The 17,976-nt window shown below is 62.9% G+C and carries 19 protein-coding genes; 4 read left to right on the top strand and 15 right to left on the bottom strand.

Annotated elements, in window-relative coordinates:
* The first annotated feature begins 39 nt into the window (after positions 1 to 39).
* The 3 genes from KP003_RS08040 to pfkA all read left to right on the top strand — a co-directional run bounded on the left by KP003_RS08040 (position 40) and on the right by pfkA (position 4,914).
* Positions 40 to 2,535, top strand: coding sequence for a glycogen/starch/alpha-glucan phosphorylase (locus KP003_RS08040; RefSeq protein ID WP_216791463.1), 2,496 nt, complete (start codon positions 40 to 42; stop codon positions 2,533 to 2,535).
* A 51-nt stretch (positions 2,536 to 2,586) separates the two neighbouring features.
* A complete protein-coding gene (locus tag KP003_RS08035) occupies positions 2,587 to 3,855 on the top strand; it encodes a replication-associated recombination protein A (RefSeq protein ID WP_239027661.1) in 1,269 nt (422 codons plus the stop codon).
* A 99-nt stretch (positions 3,856 to 3,954) separates the two neighbouring features.
* A complete protein-coding gene (gene pfkA / locus KP003_RS08030; protein WP_216498008.1) occupies positions 3,955 to 4,914 on the top strand; it encodes a 6-phosphofructokinase in 960 nt (319 codons plus the stop codon).
* Between the two features lie 81 nt (positions 4,915 to 4,995).
* Here the strand turns inward: pfkA and KP003_RS08025 are convergent, their stop codons facing one another.
* The 7 genes from KP003_RS08025 to KP003_RS07995 form a co-directional block, all read right to left on the bottom strand.
* Positions 4,996 to 5,376: a VOC family protein gene (locus tag KP003_RS08025; protein ID WP_216498009.1), complete on the bottom strand. Its 381-nt coding sequence runs from the start codon at positions 5,374 to 5,376 to the stop codon at positions 4,996 to 4,998.
* Positions 5,377 to 5,458: 82 nt separating this feature from the next.
* A complete protein-coding gene (locus KP003_RS08020) occupies positions 5,459 to 5,911 on the bottom strand; it encodes a tetratricopeptide repeat protein (protein ID WP_216791459.1) in 453 nt (150 codons plus the stop codon).
* A gap of 16 nt (positions 5,912 to 5,927) precedes the next feature.
* The gene (locus KP003_RS08015) at positions 5,928 to 6,548 is read right to left on the bottom strand and encodes an HAD family hydrolase (RefSeq protein WP_216498011.1); all 621 of its coding nucleotides are present in this window, start codon (positions 6,546 to 6,548) and stop codon (positions 5,928 to 5,930) included.
* 25 nt (positions 6,549 to 6,573) lie between these two features.
* Entirely contained in the window at positions 6,574 to 6,885 is a 312-nt protein-coding gene (locus KP003_RS08010) for an HNH endonuclease (protein WP_216498012.1), read from the bottom strand.
* Between the two features lie 30 nt (positions 6,886 to 6,915).
* Complete coding sequence (gene rnhA / locus KP003_RS08005; protein ID WP_216498014.1) at positions 6,916 to 7,362, bottom strand: ribonuclease HI; 447 nt, start codon at positions 7,360 to 7,362, stop codon at positions 6,916 to 6,918.
* Positions 7,352 to 8,002 carry a lysophospholipid acyltransferase family protein gene (locus KP003_RS08000; RefSeq protein WP_216498016.1) on the bottom strand — a complete coding sequence of 217 codons (651 nt, stop codon included), beginning with the start codon at positions 8,000 to 8,002 and terminating at the stop codon, positions 7,352 to 7,354. The genes rnhA and KP003_RS08000 overlap by 11 nt, the downstream gene beginning before the upstream one ends.
* A gap of 87 nt (positions 8,003 to 8,089) precedes the next feature.
* On the bottom strand, positions 8,090 to 9,472 hold the full coding sequence (locus KP003_RS07995; protein ID WP_216498017.1) for a sensor histidine kinase: 1,383 nt from the start codon (positions 9,470 to 9,472) through the stop codon (positions 8,090 to 8,092).
* 610 nt (positions 9,473 to 10,082) lie between these two features.
* On the opposite strand from KP003_RS07995, the gene KP003_RS07990 reads away from it, so the two are divergent.
* Positions 10,083 to 10,235: a hypothetical protein gene (locus KP003_RS07990; protein ID WP_217300585.1), complete on the top strand. Its 153-nt coding sequence runs from the start codon at positions 10,083 to 10,085 to the stop codon at positions 10,233 to 10,235.
* 57 nt (positions 10,236 to 10,292) lie between these two features.
* Here KP003_RS07990 and KP003_RS07985 read toward each other — a convergent pair whose 3' ends face one another.
* From KP003_RS07985 to KP003_RS07950, 8 genes are all read right to left on the bottom strand, one after another.
* The gene (locus KP003_RS07985) at positions 10,293 to 11,444 is read right to left on the bottom strand and encodes a tRNA-queuosine alpha-mannosyltransferase domain-containing protein (protein WP_216791457.1); all 1,152 of its coding nucleotides are present in this window, start codon (positions 11,442 to 11,444) and stop codon (positions 10,293 to 10,295) included.
* 37 nt (positions 11,445 to 11,481) lie between these two features.
* Positions 11,482 to 12,582, bottom strand: coding sequence for a rod shape-determining protein RodA (gene rodA / locus KP003_RS07980; protein WP_216791455.1), 1,101 nt, complete (start codon positions 12,580 to 12,582; stop codon positions 11,482 to 11,484).
* A gap of 56 nt (positions 12,583 to 12,638) precedes the next feature.
* On the bottom strand, positions 12,639 to 14,546 hold the full coding sequence (gene mrdA, locus KP003_RS07975; protein ID WP_216498023.1) for a penicillin-binding protein 2: 1,908 nt from the start codon (positions 14,544 to 14,546) through the stop codon (positions 12,639 to 12,641).
* The gene (gene mreD / locus KP003_RS07970; RefSeq protein WP_216791453.1) at positions 14,543 to 15,025 is read right to left on the bottom strand and encodes a rod shape-determining protein MreD; all 483 of its coding nucleotides are present in this window, start codon (positions 15,023 to 15,025) and stop codon (positions 14,543 to 14,545) included. The genes mrdA and mreD overlap by 4 nt, the downstream gene beginning before the upstream one ends.
* A gap of 24 nt (positions 15,026 to 15,049) precedes the next feature.
* The gene (gene mreC / locus KP003_RS07965) at positions 15,050 to 15,874 is read right to left on the bottom strand and encodes a rod shape-determining protein MreC (protein WP_216498027.1); all 825 of its coding nucleotides are present in this window, start codon (positions 15,872 to 15,874) and stop codon (positions 15,050 to 15,052) included.
* Between the two features lie 87 nt (positions 15,875 to 15,961).
* Entirely contained in the window at positions 15,962 to 16,450 is a 489-nt protein-coding gene (locus KP003_RS07960; RefSeq protein ID WP_216498028.1) for a dTDP-4-dehydrorhamnose 3,5-epimerase family protein, read from the bottom strand.
* Positions 16,451 to 17,353 (bottom strand): glucose-1-phosphate thymidylyltransferase RfbA, encoded by a 903-nt coding sequence (rfbA, locus tag KP003_RS07955; protein ID WP_216791451.1) that lies wholly within the window; start codon positions 17,351 to 17,353, stop codon positions 16,451 to 16,453.
* Between the two features lie 126 nt (positions 17,354 to 17,479).
* Positions 17,480 to 17,854, bottom strand: coding sequence for a hypothetical protein (locus tag KP003_RS07950; RefSeq protein WP_216498032.1), 375 nt, complete (start codon positions 17,852 to 17,854; stop codon positions 17,480 to 17,482).
* Between the last annotated feature and the right edge of the window lie 122 nt (positions 17,855 to 17,976).

Raw genomic sequence — 17,976 nt, 5'->3', positions numbered from 1 at the left:
CCTTTCCCACAATAACTACGTGCAGATGCAGGGTGACTCATGACTGAAGAGCAGATCGGCATCAACGAAGAGCTTGACAAGCAAATGCTCATTATCAAGTCCTTTCTTGAGCACCTGGAGTACACACTGGGAAAGGACAAATACTCGGCCACAGCCTATGACAGGTTCAACGCCCTCGCCTATGCGGTCCGCGACCACCTGGTTGAGCGCTGGCTCGACACCCAGCAGGCCTACTACAACTCCGACAACAAGAGAGTCTACTACATATCGATGGAATTCCTGATGGGAAGGACCCTCAGCAACAGCCTCATCAACCTGGGGGTGTGGGAGGACTTCAAGGACGCCATCACCTCCTTGGGGAACGACTTCGAGCAGATCGTCAACGAAGAGCAGGACGCGGGGCTTGGCAACGGCGGCCTTGGGCGGCTCGCCGCCTGCTTCCTCGACTCCATGGCCACCATGTCCATCCCGGCCTACGGCTACGGCATCCGCTACGAGTACGGCATCTTCCGGCAGCACATCGCGGACGGCGCCCAGGTCGAGATCCCGGACAACTGGCTGCGCTACCGAAACCCCTGGGAGCTGGACCGGCAGGAGCACCTGCACACCGTGAAATTCTACGGCCGGGTCATCTCCACCTTCGACCAGAACGGAAAACTCGTGCGGGAGTGGGTGGACACCGACGACGTCATGGCCATGGCCTACGACACCCCCATCCCGGGCTACCAGACCCACAGCGTCAACACGCTCAGGCTCTGGAGCGCCAAGTCCAGCCGCGAGTTCGACCTCAAGTTCTTCAACGAGGGGAACTACATCCGCGCCGTGGAAAAGAAGATGCAGTCGGAGACCATCTCCAAGGTGCTCTACCCCGCCGACAACGTGGTGGAGGGAAAGGAGCTCCGCTTCAAGCAGGAATACTTCCTCGCCTCGGCCACCGTGCACGACGTCATCTACCGCTTCAAGAAGAAGCACCAGGACATGAGGCTATTGCCGGAAAAGGTCGCCATCCAGTTGAACGACACCCACCCCACCCTCGCCATCCCCGAGCTGATGCGGGTGCTCATCGACGAGGAAGGGGTCGACTGGGAGGACGCCTGGGAGATCACCAGGAAGACCTTCGCCTACACCAACCACACCATCCTCCCCGAGGCGCTGGAACAGTGGCCGGTCTGGTTCTTCGAGCAGATCCTGCCCCGGCACCTGCAGATCGTCTACGAGATCAACGAGCGTTTCTTGAAGGAGATCCGGGAGCAGTTCCCCGACGAGCCCGAGCGCCCCGCCAGGATGTCCATCGTCGAGGAGCACTGGGAGCGCAAGATCCGCATGGCGCACCTGGCCATCGTGGGGAGCCACTCGGTGAACGGCGTCGCCGCCCTGCATACCGAGATCCTCAAGAACGAGCTGTTCCGCGACTTCTACGAGATGTACCCGGAGCGTTTCAACAACAAGACCAACGGCATCACCCAGAGGCGCTGGCTCAAGATGTCCAACCCCGCCCTCTCCGCCCTGATCGACGAGTACATCGGCGGCGGATGGACCAGGAACCTCTACGAGCTGGAGAAGCTGCGCGCCATCGCGGCCGACCCCGAGTTCGTCGGACGCTGGCAGCAGGTCAAGCGTGGCAACAAGGAGTTGCTGTGCCACTACATCAAGCAGCACAACGACCTCGACGTCGACCCGGACTCGCTCTTCGACGTGCAGGTGAAACGGCTGCACGAGTACAAGCGCCAGCTGCTCAACGTCCTGCACATCATCACGCTCTTCAACCGGATCAAGGACAACCCCGCCGCGGAGGTGGTGCCGCGCACCTTCATCTTCGCGGGCAAGGCGGCACCTGCCTACGCCGCCGCCAAGCTGATCATCCGGCTCATCAACGCCGTGGCCGCCGTGGTCAACCACGACCCGGACGTCGCGGGAAGGATCAAGGTGGTCTTCCTGGCCAACTACGGCGTCTCGCTGGCCGAGAAGATCTTCCCCGCATCCGACCTCTCCGAGCAGATCTCCACCGCCGGCACCGAGGCCTCCGGGACCGGGAACATGAAGTTCGCCCTGAACGGCGCCCTCACCATCGGCACCCTGGACGGCGCCAACATCGAGATCATGGAAGAGGTCGGTCGCGACAACATCTTCATCTTCGGCATGACCGCGGCCGAGGTGTCGCAGCTGCGTGCGCGCGGCTACAATCCGCGGGAATACTACAACGGCAACCGGGAACTGAAGCGGGTACTGGACATGATCGCCTCCGGCTTCTTCTCCCCCTGGGCTCCCGAACTGTTCACCCCGCTCACCGACTCGCTTTTGAACCTCGGAGACCACTACATGCTCCTGGCCGACTACGCCTCCTACGTCGCCTGCCACGAGAAGGTCGCCGAACTGTTCAAAAAACCCGAGGAGTGGGCGCGGCGCGCGATACTCAATTGCGCCGGCATGGGCAAGTTCTCAAGCGACAGGACCATCGACCAGTACGCCCGCGAGATCTGGGGCATCAAGCCGGTGGACATCCTCCCGGGAGCCGTGGAACTGCAGAGGCATTGATTGGATCTTTTCAACGGAACTGACGAACGATTCGCGCCGCTTGCCGAACGCATGCGGCCCCGTACCATCTCCGAGTACCTGGGACAGGGGCACCTTCTGGGCGAAGGGAAGCTCCTCAGAAGCCTGATCGAAACCGACCGGGTCACCTCCCTCATCTTCTGGGGCCCTCCGGGCTCCGGCAAGACCACCCTGGCCCGCATCATCGCGGGCGCCACCAAGAGCCACTTCATCTTCTTCTCGGCCATCATGAGCGGCATCAAGGAGATCCGCGAGGTGGTCAAGGAAGCCGAGGACACCCTGAAGTACCAGGGGAAACGGACCATCCTCTTCGTGGACGAGATCCACCGCTTCAACAAGAGCCAGCAGGACGCCTTCCTCCCCTACGTCGAGCGCGGCACCTTCACCATGATCGGCGCCACCACGGAGAACCCCTCCTTCGAGGTGATCGCGCCGCTTCTGTCGCGCTGCAAGGTGCTGGTATTGAACCCGCTCGCCGACGAGGAGATCCGGCAGATACTGGCGAACGCGCTCATCGACCGGGAGCGGGGTCTGGGAGAATTCGAGTTCACAGCCTCCGAGGATGCACTCTCCTTCATGGCCGAGCAGGCCGGCGGAGACGCGCGCATCGCGCTGAACACCCTGGAGACGGCGGCGCGCCTGGCGCGGGACGGCGACATCTCGCTGGAGACCGCCCGCGAGGCGTCCCAGAAGAAGCCCCTGCTCTACGACAAGGGGGGTGAGGAGCACTACAACGTCATCTCGGCGTTCATCAAGTCGATGCGGGGCTCCGACCCGGACGCGGCGCTCTACTGGCTCGCGCGCATGCTGGAAGCGGGCGAGGACCCGATCTTCATCCTGCGCCGCATGGTCATCTTCGCATCAGAGGACGTGGGCAACGCCGACCCGCGCGGGCTGCAGATAGCGGTCTCGGCGCTGGAGGCCTTCCGCCTGGTGGGGATGCCCGAGGGAAGGATCATCCTGGGGCAGGCCGTCACCTACCTCGCCACCGCCCCCAAGTCCAACGCGAGCTACCAGGGGATCAACGAGGCGCTGGCCGAGGTGAGGAAGTCGGGGGGGCTCCCGGTACCGATGCAGATCAGGAACGCCCCGACCAAGCTCATGAAGGGGCTCGGGTACGGCAAGGGGTACCTCTACCCGCACGACTACCAGGACGGCGTCGTGGCGCAGGGGTACCTCCCGGAGCAGCTCTCGGGCAGACGTTTCTACACCCCCAAGGAAAGCGGCTACGAGAAGAGCATCAGGGAGCGCATGGAGTGGATCCGCGGTCAGCGGGAAAAGACGAACGATCCCGGGCGCTAAGGCCTTGTTGAAAACGGGGCACCACATGATATATTCAAGCTGGCCCCGCCCCAGGGTGGGGTGCGGCATCGGCAAGACAACTTCCAGCGGAGTCAGAGCATGAAAAAGATCGGGATTCTTACCAGCGGCGGAGATTGCTCCGGCATGAACGCGGCGATCAGGAGCGCGACCCGGACGGCGCTGGGACACGGGGTGCAGGTGGTCGGCTTCAGGAAAGGGTACGCGGGCCTTCTGAAAGGGGACCTGCTGGAGATGACCACCAGGGACGTGGCGGGGATACTGCACCGCGGCGGTACGTTCCTGCAGTCGGCCCGAAGCGAGGAGTTCCGCACCGTGCTCGGCAGGGAGAAGGCGGTCCGTCACCTGCAGGACCTGGGGATCGAGGGGCTGGTCGTCATCGGCGGGGACGGCTCGCTCAATGGAGCGCTCGCCCTGCACCGCATGGGGGTGCCGGTGATCGGGATCCCCGCCAGCATCGACAACGACATCGCCTATACCGACATGGCCCTCGGCGTCGACACCGCCTTGAACAACATCATCTACGCCGTCGACTGCATCAAGGACACGGCCAGCTCGCACGACCGCGCCTTCGTGATCGAGGTGATGGGGAGAAACTCGGGGTACCTCGCCAGCATGAGCGCCATAGCGACCGGCGCCGAGTACGCCATCATCCCCGAGGTGGAGTGCGACATAGCCGACCTCTGCAACCAGCTCAGGAAACGCTACGAGGAGGGGCGCAGCAACGCCATCATCATCCTCGCCGAAGGGGCCGGCCGCGCCCAGAACATCGCCGACAACATCAAGGACGCCATCGGCTTCGAGACCCGCGTGACAGTGCTCGGACACTACCAGCGCGGCGGCGCGCCCTCGGTCTTCGACCGGCTGCTCGGGAGCCGCTTCGGCCACGCGGCGGTCGAACAACTTATCGCCGGCGAAAAGGGGACGATGGTGGGACTTTGCTGCGGCGAGATCTGCGCCACCCCCCTGGAGACGGTGGTGGCCAGCGAGAAGATGCCGCAGGACGAGTTGCACGACCTCTCGATGATTCTGGGAATCTAGCGGGACGGCGTGTAAACAAAGAAAAAGGCCGCGCACCGGGGAGACCAGGCGCGGCCTTTTCGCATTTTTCGAGCGCTCCCCTTACGGGCGGCAGTAGGTGATCGCAGTCAGGACGGCACCCTGAGGGTCCTGAAGCACGCAAAAACGTCCCACCCGGGGGATGTCGGTGGGGGGCACCAGCACCTTACCGCCCAGTTCTTCGGCCATGGCGGCGGTCTGGTCCACATCGGTTACCGTCACGTACACCCCCCAGCCAGGCGGCTTGCGGTGTCCCGGTCCGGCCGGGGCCATCCCACCTACCTCCTTGCCGGCAACCTTGATCAGGGTGTAGTCACCTTCCCCGTCCCAGCGCTCGGTGCTCCAGCCGAACAACCTGCCGTAAAAGTTCTGTGCCGCGGGAAGATCATCCGTTGTCAATTCGAACCAGCTGAAAGCCCCTTGTTGCCGGAACCGGTCGGTCATCTGGCACCTCCTCACGCTCGAGATGAGCAAATGAGGAGAAGTATACTACGGTTCCGGCTTGTTCGCCTCGGTTTGGGGAGGGTTAGCGCAGGCCGACGCGGGAAAGAGCGATGCCGAGCCACTTGTTCAGGATGTGGTCGCGGGAGAGGAAACTAAGCGGAGGAGCCTTCCTGGTGCCAAGGGTGGCCAAAAGGGCCTTGAGCTCATCGCTTCCACCGACCGACATCCCCTTCCTGAGCACGTCGATGGCCAGCAGCTTGTCGCCGGCAGCCTGGTGAACCCGGGCCAGGTTCAGGTAGTGCGCCGGGTTCTCCGGCTCGAGGTCGAGGGAGGCCAGGCAGAGCTCGCGCCCCTTTTTCACCTGCCCGCGCTCCTTGGCGATGCACAGGCCGAGGTAGGAGTGCAGCAACGGGTTGTCCTGAAGCTTCAGCGCCCGCTCCAGCTGGGCCAGGGCAGCCTGGTATTCGCCGGAGGAAAAGGCGGCAAGGGCGCGGCTTAAAAGCTTCTCTGCATCTTCCTGCGGCACAGGCTCCATAGATCAACCCTCCGGGTTAAAGCAGTAACAGCAGATCCTGGTGTCTAACTATCTTGGTGGCGCAGTCGAGATCCCCGCGATAGGCGACGAAGGGGACCCCGGCCCCCTCGGCGGCGCGGCGGTCGACATCCGAGTCACCCACGAAAAGGGCCTCGTGCGGCGCGAGGCCGTAATGTTCCAGCACCTTGAAGAGGGGCTCGGGGTGCGGCTTGGGGTTCTGGACCCGCCCGGCCGTCATCACGCAGCTGAAATAACCATCGAGCCCGAACGACGCGAGCAGGATGTCCATGGAGCTCGCCCGGTTGGTGCATATCGCCAGTTCCACCCTCCCCTTCAACGCGTCCAGGGTCTCGCGCAGCCCCTGTTCCATGACCATGAGCGGAAAGAGTTTCCTGTAATCGATGCCGGCGGAAAAGGCGCGCACCTCGTCCATCCGGCTGTCGCCGGCGAACAGGTACTCGAGCACGTCCTTGTTGCAGTGGGTGTGCAGGATGCGCATGGTATCCAGGTCCGCCCGGTCGAGGGCCGGCTTGTCGAAACGCTCGAGTATCAGGTGATAAAAAGCGTAGTTTGCCTCGAAGGAGTCAAACAACACGCCGTCGCAATCGTAAATGACCGCCTTGATGTTCTGGCTCAAAACTCTATCTCCACGGCAGCCGCTGCTAGGCCTCGGCGTCACCGTCCCGTCCCATCCCTTGCAGGTATTCCTGCCACTCGATGGGAAGCATGTGCTTCTTCTTGTTGTTGCATTCCTTGCAGCAGGGGACCACGTTCCCCTTGGCCGACTTGCCGCCGCGGATGACCGGTACGATGTGGTCCATGGAAAGCTCCGCTGGGGGGAATTTCCCCTGGCACCAGTGGCAGACCCCTTTGGCCAGCCGGTTCTTCCACCACTGGCTGCGCCTCAGCTCGCGCGCCTTCTCGCGCTCGCGTCTGACCTCCTCCTCGGAGACCTCGATGATAAAGTAATCCACTACACCCTCGTATCGGGAGCCGCAGCCCCCTTACCTGCCGGCGCCGGCCCGGTAGCTGTCGATGGCCGCGCGCGCCAGTTCGTCACAGCGCTCGTTTTCCACGTGGCCGTTGTGGCCGCGCACCCAGACCCAGGTGATCCGGTGCGTCTTGGCGAGGGCGAGGAGTTTCTCCCAGAGGTCACGGTTTAGCACCGGCTCCTTCTTCGAGTTCACCCACCCCCTTTTCACCCAGCCGGCGAGCCACTCGGTCATCCCCTTGGCCAGGTACTGCGAGTCGGTGGTGACCACCACCTCGCAGGGGCGGGTCAGCGCCTCGAGCGCCTGGATCGCAGCGCTCATCTCCATCCGGTTGTTGGTGGTCTCACCCTCGGCGCCGGAAAGCTCCTTCACCTTCTCTCCGTAGCGCAGGATGCTCCCCCAACCGCCGACCCCGGGGTTGCCGCTGCAGGCGCCGTCGCAGAAGATCTCAACCCGCATGAGGCCGTCCCCCTTTTTGCTGCAGCAGGGCCGCGATGGCGTCCATGACCCGGTCCACGATCATCTGGTGGGTCTCCTTGCAGTCCTCGAGCTGGTACAGGTCGCTGAAGTCAAGCGGCGCGCCGAAAACGACTCCGCCCCGAAGGCCGACGCCAGGGAACTTCCAGCGGTTGATGCCGCTTAGCGCTGTGGGAATCACGTGAGGCCTGGTGTCGTAGATGATCTTGCCCACGCCGCGGTTCCCCTTGCCGAGCACGCCGTCCTTGTGCCTGGTCCCCTCGGGGAAGAGCATCACCTTCTGGTCGACGAGGAGCGCGTTGATCTGCTTGCCCGCGCGCACGTCGCGACCGCGCCGCACCGGGAAGGCCCCCCAGGATTGGTAGACGAATCCCATGAAACCTGCGAAGAGTTCCTCCTTGGCGGGAGCCCAGAGCATCTGCAACGGGTGGTTGCGGATGACGGCCCAGGGGAGGAACACGGTGTCGTAGGCGGAGATGTGGTTGGAGGCGATCAGGACCCCCCCCTTGGCAGGGATATGCTGGGCTCCCTCTACGCGAAACCGGTTCAACAAGGAGGCGTAGCTGCCGATTACCCAGACGGAGAAAGTAACCCAGAAGCGACGTAGCAGTGAAACCTTCAAGAAGAAAACCTCTTCATCACGTGGAATTTATTAGGAAGAAAGCTGATGTATAGCATGAATGGCGATCCGGGGGCAACCGTTTCCGCGTCAGCGGGGCAGCGTGAAGTAGAAGGTCGCACCGCGGCCCGGCTCCCCTTCTCCCCATACGCGCCCGTTGTGACGGCGCACGATGCGGCGCACGGTGGCAAGGCCAAGGCCGGTGCCGGGGAAATCCCGATAGGTGTGCAGCCTCTTGAAAGGCTGGAATAGCTGACCGGCCAGGCTGCTGTCGAAGCCGGCCCCGTTGTCGCGGATGAAGATGGCGGTCTCCCCTTGCTCGGTGGTCAGGGTGCCCAGTTCCACTACGGGGGTATCCACCTTGTTGCTGTACTTCCAGGCGTTGGAGAGGAGGTTTTCCAGAAGCACGCAGAGAAGCTGGGGATCGCCATGCACCAGGAGCTGTTCAGGGGCGCGGAAGGAAACCGGCCGATCGGGATTATCCTGCTGCAGTTGCGCGGCTATTTCACGGGCGGCGGGGACCAGGTCGAAGGAGGCGCAGGACAGGCCCACCTCGGTGACGCGGCAGAGCACCATGAGCGAGTCGAGCAGCGCCTCCATCTGGAGGCAGCCGTCATGAACCAGATCGACGAAGAAACGGCCGTTTTCATCCAGCTGTTCGCGGTACCCTCGAAGCTCCTGGGCGGAGCTGTAGACCCTGGTGAGCGGGGCACGCATGTCGTGGGAGATGGCATGGCAGAAGGCCTCCAGCTCCTGGTTGGCCTGGTGAAGTTCGGTAGCCTGGTGGGTCAGCGCGGCATTGAGGGCGGCGGTCTCCTGCTCGGCGAGCTTGCGGGAGGTGATGTCGCGAACCACCTCGATGCCAAAGAGCGGCTTTCCGTCGCTTCCCTTCAGTGAGGAGCCGATCAGCTCGACGTACCCTCCTGTGGCAGATGCTTCCGGCCCAAGTTCGGCGCGGTGCACCTTGCCGTCCTGGAAGGAGGCCAGCAGGTGGCATCCGGCGCAGGGCTGGCTCTCCTTGCGGTAAGCCTCGTAGCAGTAGCGGCCGATGTTGTCGCCGGTCATCTGCCGGTGGGCAGGGTTCTGGTAGAGGACCCTGAGATCGGGGTCCTGGATGGAAACCGCTTCCCCGAGGGCTTCAAAGATGCTCTCCATCTTGGCCCGCTCCCGTTGTGCCTCCTCCAGCGCCGCCTGCAGGGCCTGCTCGAGGGCGGCCTCGTTGCGATGGGCGCGGCGGCTGTAGAGGAGCAGGCCGCCGACCAGGAAAAGCACCAGGGCGAAGTCCTCGTGGCTGTCCGACGCCAGCAGATACTCGGCCAACGGCTTTCCGCCGAAGAGCAGGTAATCGATCAGGCCATCGACGACCCAGAACACCAGGACAAGCAGTGCTCCCAGCAGGATCTGAAAAAGGAAGGAGACGAACCCCGGTTCCGAGAGCTTGGCCCACCGGGCCATTCGCCGCACTACGTCCATACACCCTCGATGACTGCCCCGCAGCCGGGACAGGTTCCATTGCAGAGAAGATTCTTTCCCACCAGATAGCCGAGTCTCTTAATTAGCAGGGAGCCGCATAAAGAGCAATAGCTGTTTTCGCCCCCCTCACCCGGCACGTTCCCCTCGTAGACGTAACGCAGACCTGTGCCGCACCTCCGCTCCGACCGGTAAATTAGCGAGCGCAAATATAGCATTCGCTGGTGGAAATTTCCAGCGAAAATTTAAGGGGATGCCGGTTCGACCCGGATATCGTATACATTCCTGCAAACCGTTGTTCGACCAATCTGCGCAGAAATATTTTTTTGCGGTGGCCACTCATTTTACGCAAAGGTCAACGCAATACCGCCGTGAAAGCATACCCTTGTTTGATAACGGGAAATGCATTACAAAACCGATGAGTTACAACGAATTTTCGAGGCCTGGACGACGCTGAAAAATGAAATGTTTTAAAATGGAGGCTTAGGATCAGGTCGTGACGTGAAAGCTAAACTACTGTTTTAGGTAACTTTTTTGAAAAAATACCTCTTGACCAACACGAGCGGTTCTATATATTGTCAGAATCATACTTCCTCCTAGGAGAAAACAAAACATGAAATGCCCGCACTGTGACAACAAAGTAGGAATCGAGATCGACATGCATTCCGATGGTTATGCGAAAGACCTTCTCGAATGCAACTCCTGCGGTACCGTCTGGCTCGAGAAAGCGTCCCAGATCATCACCGTAAGCAAGCAGGCCGCCTAAACGGGAACGGGGGCGCCGCAGGCGCCCCCCCTCTCAACCTCTCCGAGTTTCCCCCCACTAAACGAGAGCAATCTCGGGCACCTCTCCCTCTTCGCTACCGATCAAGCCGCTGAAAAAGTCATCGTAGACCGGAGCCAGGCGCTCCCAGTCGTAGCACGCCACGTGTCGGTCCAAACGCGCCCCGTGTTGCGCCCCGTGTTGCGCCCCCTGCAGCAAGCCCCTGAGCCGATCCAGCAACGACTCCCCGTCCCGGTACAGCACCGCGCTGGTCAAGCCGTCAGGCACGTGCTCGGGGTAGGCCAGCCGGTCCGGCAACAGCGCCCGGCATCCGCAATAGAGCGCCTGCACCACGCTGGCGCCGAAAAACTCCTGCCGCGAGGTCACCGGGAGGATGTCGGCGCGCCAAAGCCACTCGGCATACTCGGCGAAGCTCTTCTGGTAGCCCCACCCCACCACCCTCGCGCCAAGCCTCTCCCGCGCCTGTTTGAAAACAGGCGGAACTCTCCCGAAGGACTCACCCAGAACCGCCACCCGGAACTCCACCCCCTCGTCGGCAAGCCGGTACAGCGCCTCGAAGAAGGGCTCCGGCGCCTTGTCATATTCCCAGCGGTGGTTCCAAAGCAGCAGCGGCACCCCGGTCTCGGCACGCTCCTGCGGCCGAAAGGGCTCGAATTTGCGCAGGTCCAGCCCCAGAGGCAGCACGCGACTCTTGGCCGCGATCCGCTCCACGGTCGAGAGCTCGACGGCATCAGGAAACCGCTTCAAAAAGGCGGGGAGCTCCCCCAAAAAGGAGTCCATGTGGTAACGCGAGTTGAACAGCACCGCGTCGGCGCACAGGGCGCTCACGTAGTTGATGAAGGCGTAGTGCAGGTCGCGCTGCTCCCCGGGGTCGGGGTCGCCGGGAGACCAGGGATAGGTGAGCTGGTTTTCGTGGAAGTAGATTGCGCTGCGGCAGCGGTCGCTGAGCGGCCTGGTCAGCGCCAGGAAGGTGGTCAGGTCGAGCATGTCCGTGGCCAGGATGAGATCGGGCCTCTTCCCTGCCGCCAGGAAGCGGCCGGCAAGGGCGACCGCGCCGCCATGCATGCGCCATTTCCAGTTGCGGCCAGCCAGGGTGAAGAGCTCGACGTCGTGGCTGGAATGGGCGGCGTACTCGGTGGCCCAGGCGGCGTGCGACCCGGTGCAGTAGGGCTCGACGAGGGCGATGTGCATCTGGCGCTCCTATTGGGCCGGGGCGGCCCGGCGATGGTCAGAACATGAAGCGCCGCATGCTGATGTTGAGCAGGATGCCGACCCCGACCATGGAGGTGACCATCGAGGTCCCCCCGTAGGAGAAGAAAGGAAGCGGCACCCCCACCACCGGCATCAGGCCGATCACCATCCCCATGTTGATGACGATGTGCCAGAAGAGCATGGCGGTGACCCCTATGGCCAGCAGCGAACCGAAACGGTCGTTGCATCTCTTGGCGATCCCCAGCCCCCAAAGGATCAGGAACAGGTAGAGGGTGAGCATGAGCAGGCAGCCGAGAAAGCCCCACTCCTCCGCGAAAACGGAGAAGGCGAAATCGGTGTGCTGCTCCGGCAGAAAGCGGAGCTGGGACTGGGTCCCCTGCATGAACCCCTTGCCGAAGGTGGCGCCGGAGCCGACCGCGATCTTGCTCTGGATGATGTGGTAGCCGCTCCCCAGTGGGTCGAGATCGGGGTTCAGGAAGTTGTAGATGCGCTTTTTCTGGTAGTCGTGGAGCAGGAACTGCCAGGCGATCACCACGGTGGGAACCGCTGCGGCGAAGATGGTCCCGAGGGCAGAAAAGCGCACCCCGACGAATAGGAGCATGGTGCCGGCGATGAGGGACACCAGGATCGCGGTACCCAGGTCAGGCTGCTTCATGATCAGCACGGCCGGGATCCCCAAAAGCAAAAGCGGCTGCACCAGTTCCCTGAGGGTGAGCCCCTTGAAGACCGGGTAGCGGCTGAAGAACCGGGCGAAGGTCATGATGATGACGATCTTCATCGGCTCGGAGGGCTGCATGTTGAAGAACCCGAGGCTGATCCAGCGGGTGGCACCCATGGTGGTCTTGCCGGCCACCAGGACCAGCACCAGCAGAACCAGCACGCCGCCGTAAAGCCAGTAGGCGAAGTCCTCGAGCATGTGGTAGTCGAGGCTGCAGACGGTGAGGCACAGCCCCAGTCCCGCCACGATCCAGTAGAGCTGCTTCAGGTAGTAGGGTGTGCCGATGTCCCGGTACGAGGACGAGGCGCTGTATATGTTGATCACCCCGAAGGCGGTGATGAGCAGCACCACCCCTAGCAGGGTCCAGTCGAAGTTGGTGAATAGCCGTCTGTCGAACATCTCTTCCTCGTTTATCGGGTGCCCGCGGCGTTCACTGCGGCCGCGGCGGGTGGAGGTTACTGCTGCGCTGCGCCGGTGGTGTCGGGCTCGGCCACCCCTTCGCCCCCTTCTTCTTCCTTGGGGACCGACTTGGGGACCGGTTTCTTGATGACACCCTTCCCTTCGAAGTAGGCACGCAGGATTTTGCCGGACACCGGCCCCGCTGCCGAGCCGCCGTGCTCGCCGTGTTCGACGATGACGGCAACCGCGATCTCCGGCTTTTCAAAAGGGGCGAAGGCGACGAACAGTGCGTGGTCGCGGAAGCGGTAGGGGATATTCCCCTTGCTGTCGCGCAGCTTGACCACCTGCGACGAGCCGGTCTTCCCGGCCACCTTGACCTCCCACAGCCGCGAAGCGCCGCCGGTGCCGTGGGCCTCGTTGATGACGGCCAAAAGCCCTTCCTTGACGAAGCGGTAGGTCGCGGGCTTCAGGCCAGTCTTCCCCAGCACCTGCGGCGCGAAGTCCTGCAGCACCTTGCCGTCGGAATCGACCACGCGCTTGACCAGATGCGGCCGTAAAATGGTCCCCTCGTTGGCCACGGTGGAGATCATGGAGGCAAGCTGTACCGGGGTGGTGAGCACGTACCCCTGGCCGATGCCGACCGGGAGGGTTTCGCCGGAGTACCACTTCTTGCCGAAGCGCTTGAGCTTCCACTCCTGGGTCGGGATCACCCCGGCCTTCTCGTTCTCCAGGCCGATGCCAAGCGGCGCGCCGAGGCCGAAGCGCTTGGCGTACTTGGCGATCCGATCGACCCCGAGCCGCTCGGCCAGCTTGTAGTAGTAGACGTCGCAGGATTCCCGGAGCGACTTCTTCAGGTCCACGCTGCCATGCCCCTTGTGGTCCCAGCAGCGAAAGGTGGCGTTGCCGAACTTGTAAGAGCCGGTGCACTGGATGGTGGTGTGCTCGTCGATGAGCCCCTCCTCCAGACCGGCTATGGCGGTGATGATCTTGAAAGTGGAGCCGGGTGGGTACATACCCTTGAGCGCCTTGTTCTCCAGCGGGTGGCGCTCGTCCTCCAGGTACTTCTTCCAGACCTCGGGGGGCATGCGACCGGTGAAATGGGCCGGGTCGAAGTCGGGGCTGGAGACGAAGGCGAGTATCTCGCCGGTGTTGACGTCCATGGCGACGGCGGCGCCGGCCTGGTCGCCCAGGGCCTGTTCCGCGGCCTTCTGCAGGTCGAGGTCGATGGTCAGCATGACGGTGTTGCCGACGCTGGAGCCGGTCTCCGCCACGGTGCGCAGGAAGCGGCCCCGGGCATCGACCTCGATCTGGCGCCCGCCGTCGGTCCCGTGCAGGTAGGATTCCCAGGCCCTCTCGATGCCGCTCTTGCCGATGTAGTCGCCGGCGTTGTACTCGCGGTAGCGCTCGCTGTTCAGCTCGTCCTCGGAAACCTCTCCGAGGTACCCCAGAAGATGCGAGGCGAGCGAGCCGTTGGTGTAGGCCCTGATCGGCTTCATCTCGATGTTGACCCCGGAGAGGGCGAGGCGGTTCTCCTCCAGGAATTCCATCTGGTCGCGGGTGATGCCCGAGGCCACCACCAGCGGGTAGTACTTCGCCCTCCCCTGCCCCTTGTTCCACTTGGTCTCGATCTCGGTGCGGTCGAGGTTCAGGTAGTGGGCCAGGTTGTCGATCAGCTGTTCCTTGTTCTTGACGTCCTGAGGGATGACCGCCACCGAGAAGGAGGGGGTGTTGGAGACCAGCACCTTGCCGTTGCGGTCCAGGATGGCCCCGCGGGGGGCCGCCACCGGGACGAAACGGAGCCGGTTGTTCTCGGACTGGTCGATCAGGTCCTCGGCGCTGATCACCTGCAGGTACCAAAGCCTGGACAGGAGCAGGAAGAACATGGCGCAGGCGCCCAGTGAGAGGCCGATGATGCGGCGGCCGCCCCCGTCGTCGTCGGGGAGGATGTTGTTGAGCTTCTTCATCGCGTCTCCTCGACCGGGAGCCTCACCCCGGAAAAGAGGGAGGCGACCAGTGCGTTGACCAGCGCCTGCGGCAGGAGCGCGGGGAGAAGCGAGGCGTACAGGCCGTTGCCGACCGAGAAGACCAGAAGGAGCAAAAGGTTCAAGAGGGCACTCATGATGGTGGCGATAAAGACGACCAGTACGAACAGGGCGCGGTTGTCGGTGTAGAGCCGGTCGGCGAGCTCGGACAAAAGGGTGTAGATGCAGAGATAGGAAAAGGCGTGCAGCCCCAGGTATATCCCGCTGAAACTGTCCTGAAGCAGCCCCAGGGCGAAGACGGCGACGCCGGCGAAGCGGTGCGGCAGCTTGAGTCCCAGGTACACCACGAGGATGATGATCAGGTTGGGCTGGAAGGGGTCCAGCAGGTACCTTGGGAGGAGCGTCATCTGGAGCAGCAGGGCGGCAAGGAGTATGGCCGCTATTTTTAGATAGGCAATCACTGGGCTGACCCGTGTTGGAGAACTCTACTCATCGCGCTGCTTGACCAGTACCAGCGCCTCTTCCAGCTTCCCGATGTTGACCATCGGGCGGACCTCGATGGTCTGGAACACGCCGTACTCCCCCTTTTTCACCATGGTGACCTCCCCGATGGGGAGCCCCTTCGGGAAGACGCCCCCGATGCCGGAGCTGATCACGGTGTCGCCGACCTTGACGTCCTCGTCCTTCACGGTGAATTCAAGGGAGCAGCGTCCTCCCCCGGCGCCGCGCACCACGCCGCGGGCGCGGGAGCGCTGCACGATGGCGGCGATGGCGCTGGCATGGTCGGTCAGCAAGAGCACCCGGGACGAGTGCGGTGCGACCTTCACAAGGCGCCCGACCACCCCGCCGGTTGCCACCACCGGCATCCCCTCCTGGAGCCCGTCGGCGCTGCCGCGGTCCACCACCAGGGTCTTGAACCAGGCGGAGCTGTCCTCACCGATCACCGAGACGGCCAAGGAGGGGACGGCGACACTCTCCTTCAAGTCGAGGAGCTGCTTGAACCGCATGTTGGCGGCAACCGCCTCGTTGTCGGCGATGATCCGCGCGTTCAGGCGCTTCACGCTGTTTCTCAGCTCGATGTTCTCGCGCCGCACGTCGATCAGGTCGATGTAGTTGTTCCAGATGTCGCTGAAGAATCCGCTTGCGCTGGCCGCGGACCCCGCCACCGGGGCGGTGATGCTCATCACGGTGCGCTCCAGGGGGTTGGCGTGCTCCCTGTTCCTGAGGTTCAAGGCGTAGGTCAGAAAGGCCGCCAGCAGTATCACTGCGGTCATCAGGAAGCGCCGGTAGCGGATCAGAAGGTTTTTCATCGGCCTCAAAAATGGTTTAGGGGGCACGGTGCCCCCTATCGAAAAATGACGATATCAAAATATAGTCCGAGGCGGCAAGGAGCCGCATCAGTCAAGCTGGTAGGGAGAATCGACCAACTCCTCGTGGCGTATCTCGTCGACCGGTTCGCTCTTCCCCTGCCCGGCAAAGAGGCGGTTGGGCGCGTTGAAGACGATACCGTTCTCGGTGCCGATGTTGCGGTAGGCATGCACCACGCCGGGGGGGACCACCACCATGGCGGGGGCGTCTACCCCCGCGTACAACACCTGCTTCACCCCAAAGCTGGGCGAACCGGGACGGGTGTCCCAGAGATAGACCTTGAAATTGGAGGGTCCCAGGAAACAGAAGTAATCGGTCTGCTCGACATGCTCGTGCGGCCCGCGGGCCACGCCCGGCTGGGTCATGGAGATGTAGGACATGACCGGCATGATCTCCGGCTCAAGTTCGTCGGAGCGGAACAACTCCGTCAGCCATCCCCTCTCGTCAAGGAACTTCTTAAGGGGCTTGCAGGTTACGTCGTGAATGCGTCCCTTGTTGAATTGCTGCACCGTGCTCATCTAGTCCGTACCTCCGCCGCAAAGTTCGGTCTCGTTGTAAACCCGCTGCAGATAGTCGCGGTACGACGATTTAGGCGTTTCATCAATGACCTTGGCCATGGCCTTGCAGTCGAGGAATCCCATGCGTAGGGCGATCTCCTCGAGACAGGCGATCTTCAGCCCCTGCCTCGCCTCCAGCGTCCCTATGAAGTGGGAGGCCTCCAGGAGGCTCTGGTGCGTGCCGGTGTCGAGCCAGGCGATGCCGCGTCCCAGGCGCTCGACGGTCAGTTCACCGTGCCCTAGGTACTCCTTGTTGATGTCGGTGATCTCCAGCTCCCCTCGCGGCGACGGCTTGAGCGCCTTGGCGATCTCGACCACGCGCGAGTCGTAGAGGTAGAGGCCGGGAATAGCGTAATTCGACTTGGGCGCCGAGGGTTTCTCAACGAGGTCGAGCACCCGCCCCTCCTTGTCGAACTCGACCACGCCGTAGCGCTCGGGATCCTGCACGTAGTAGCCGAAGATCTTGGCGCCACCGGCAAACTGGGCGACCAGGCGGTCCAGCTCCATCTTGCCGTAAAAGATGTTGTCGCCAAGGATCAGGCAGACCGGGTCCCCGTTGATGAACCGCTCGCCGATGATAAAGGCCTGGGCGATCCCCTTGGGCTCGGGCTGCACCGCGTAGGTCAGGCGGATGCCCCAGCGCGAGCCGTCTCCCAGGAGGGCCTCGAAACGGGGCGTGTCCTGCGGGGTCGAGATGATCAGTATGTCCGAGATCCCCGCCATCATCAGGGTCGCCAGCGGGTAATAGATCATCGGCTTGTCGTACACCGGCTGCAGCTGCTTGCTGGCCACCATGGTCAGCGGGTAGAGCCTGCTCCCGGCGCCGCCGGCCAGCAGTATCCCCTTCTTTATCCCTTGCGACATTGCCACCCTTTCCAAAGCAGAAAATCACATTAACAAAGGGATTTTTCTACCACACCGGCGCCCCTTGCGTCAAACAGATTATCCCCGGCACGGGGCGCCCGGCCTGCCCCGACGCGGCTGCCGGAGCTACAGCAAGCGCTCCTTCATCCCCTCGTCGATGAAACTCTCCTCGATCGCCTCCCGGACCCAGGGCTCTTTGCAGCGGGCGAGCACCACCGCCGCCCCTTCGGCAACGGCGGGTATCTGGCTCCAGAGCGCGTTTCTCAGCGAGCGCAGCCGGCGGGGATCGGGGTTCTTCGTACCGACAAGCTCGCGGCAGGAGCTGCACAAAAGCGCGAGGTTCTCCTCACCGGGCTCACGGTCCGGCTGGTACTCCCAGAGGCGGAGTTCCTGGTCCCCTTCGCACCATTCGCAGCGAAAGCCCGCCCTCTTGCTGACGGTCTTGCCGAAGAGCTGTACTGCTGCCTGATGTTCGCGGTTTTGCTGCGCCCCTTTTGCCATGTGTCTCCTCCCCTCCCTTCCCGGTTGCCCCCGGGCGGCCCAGCACCTGAGTGTAGCAGAATGGCTAACCAGATCAATAGTTTTCTCCGCCGCCGCCTTCCCGCCGCAACCAATTCTAACTG

Origin of the sequence: Geomonas diazotrophica (assembly GCF_019063885.1) — a bacterium.
GTDB lineage: Bacteria > Desulfobacterota > Desulfuromonadia > Geobacterales > Geobacteraceae > Geomonas > Geomonas diazotrophica.
Note: the sequence above shows the minus strand (reverse complement) of the source record. Positions and strands in the feature narration are given on the sequence as shown.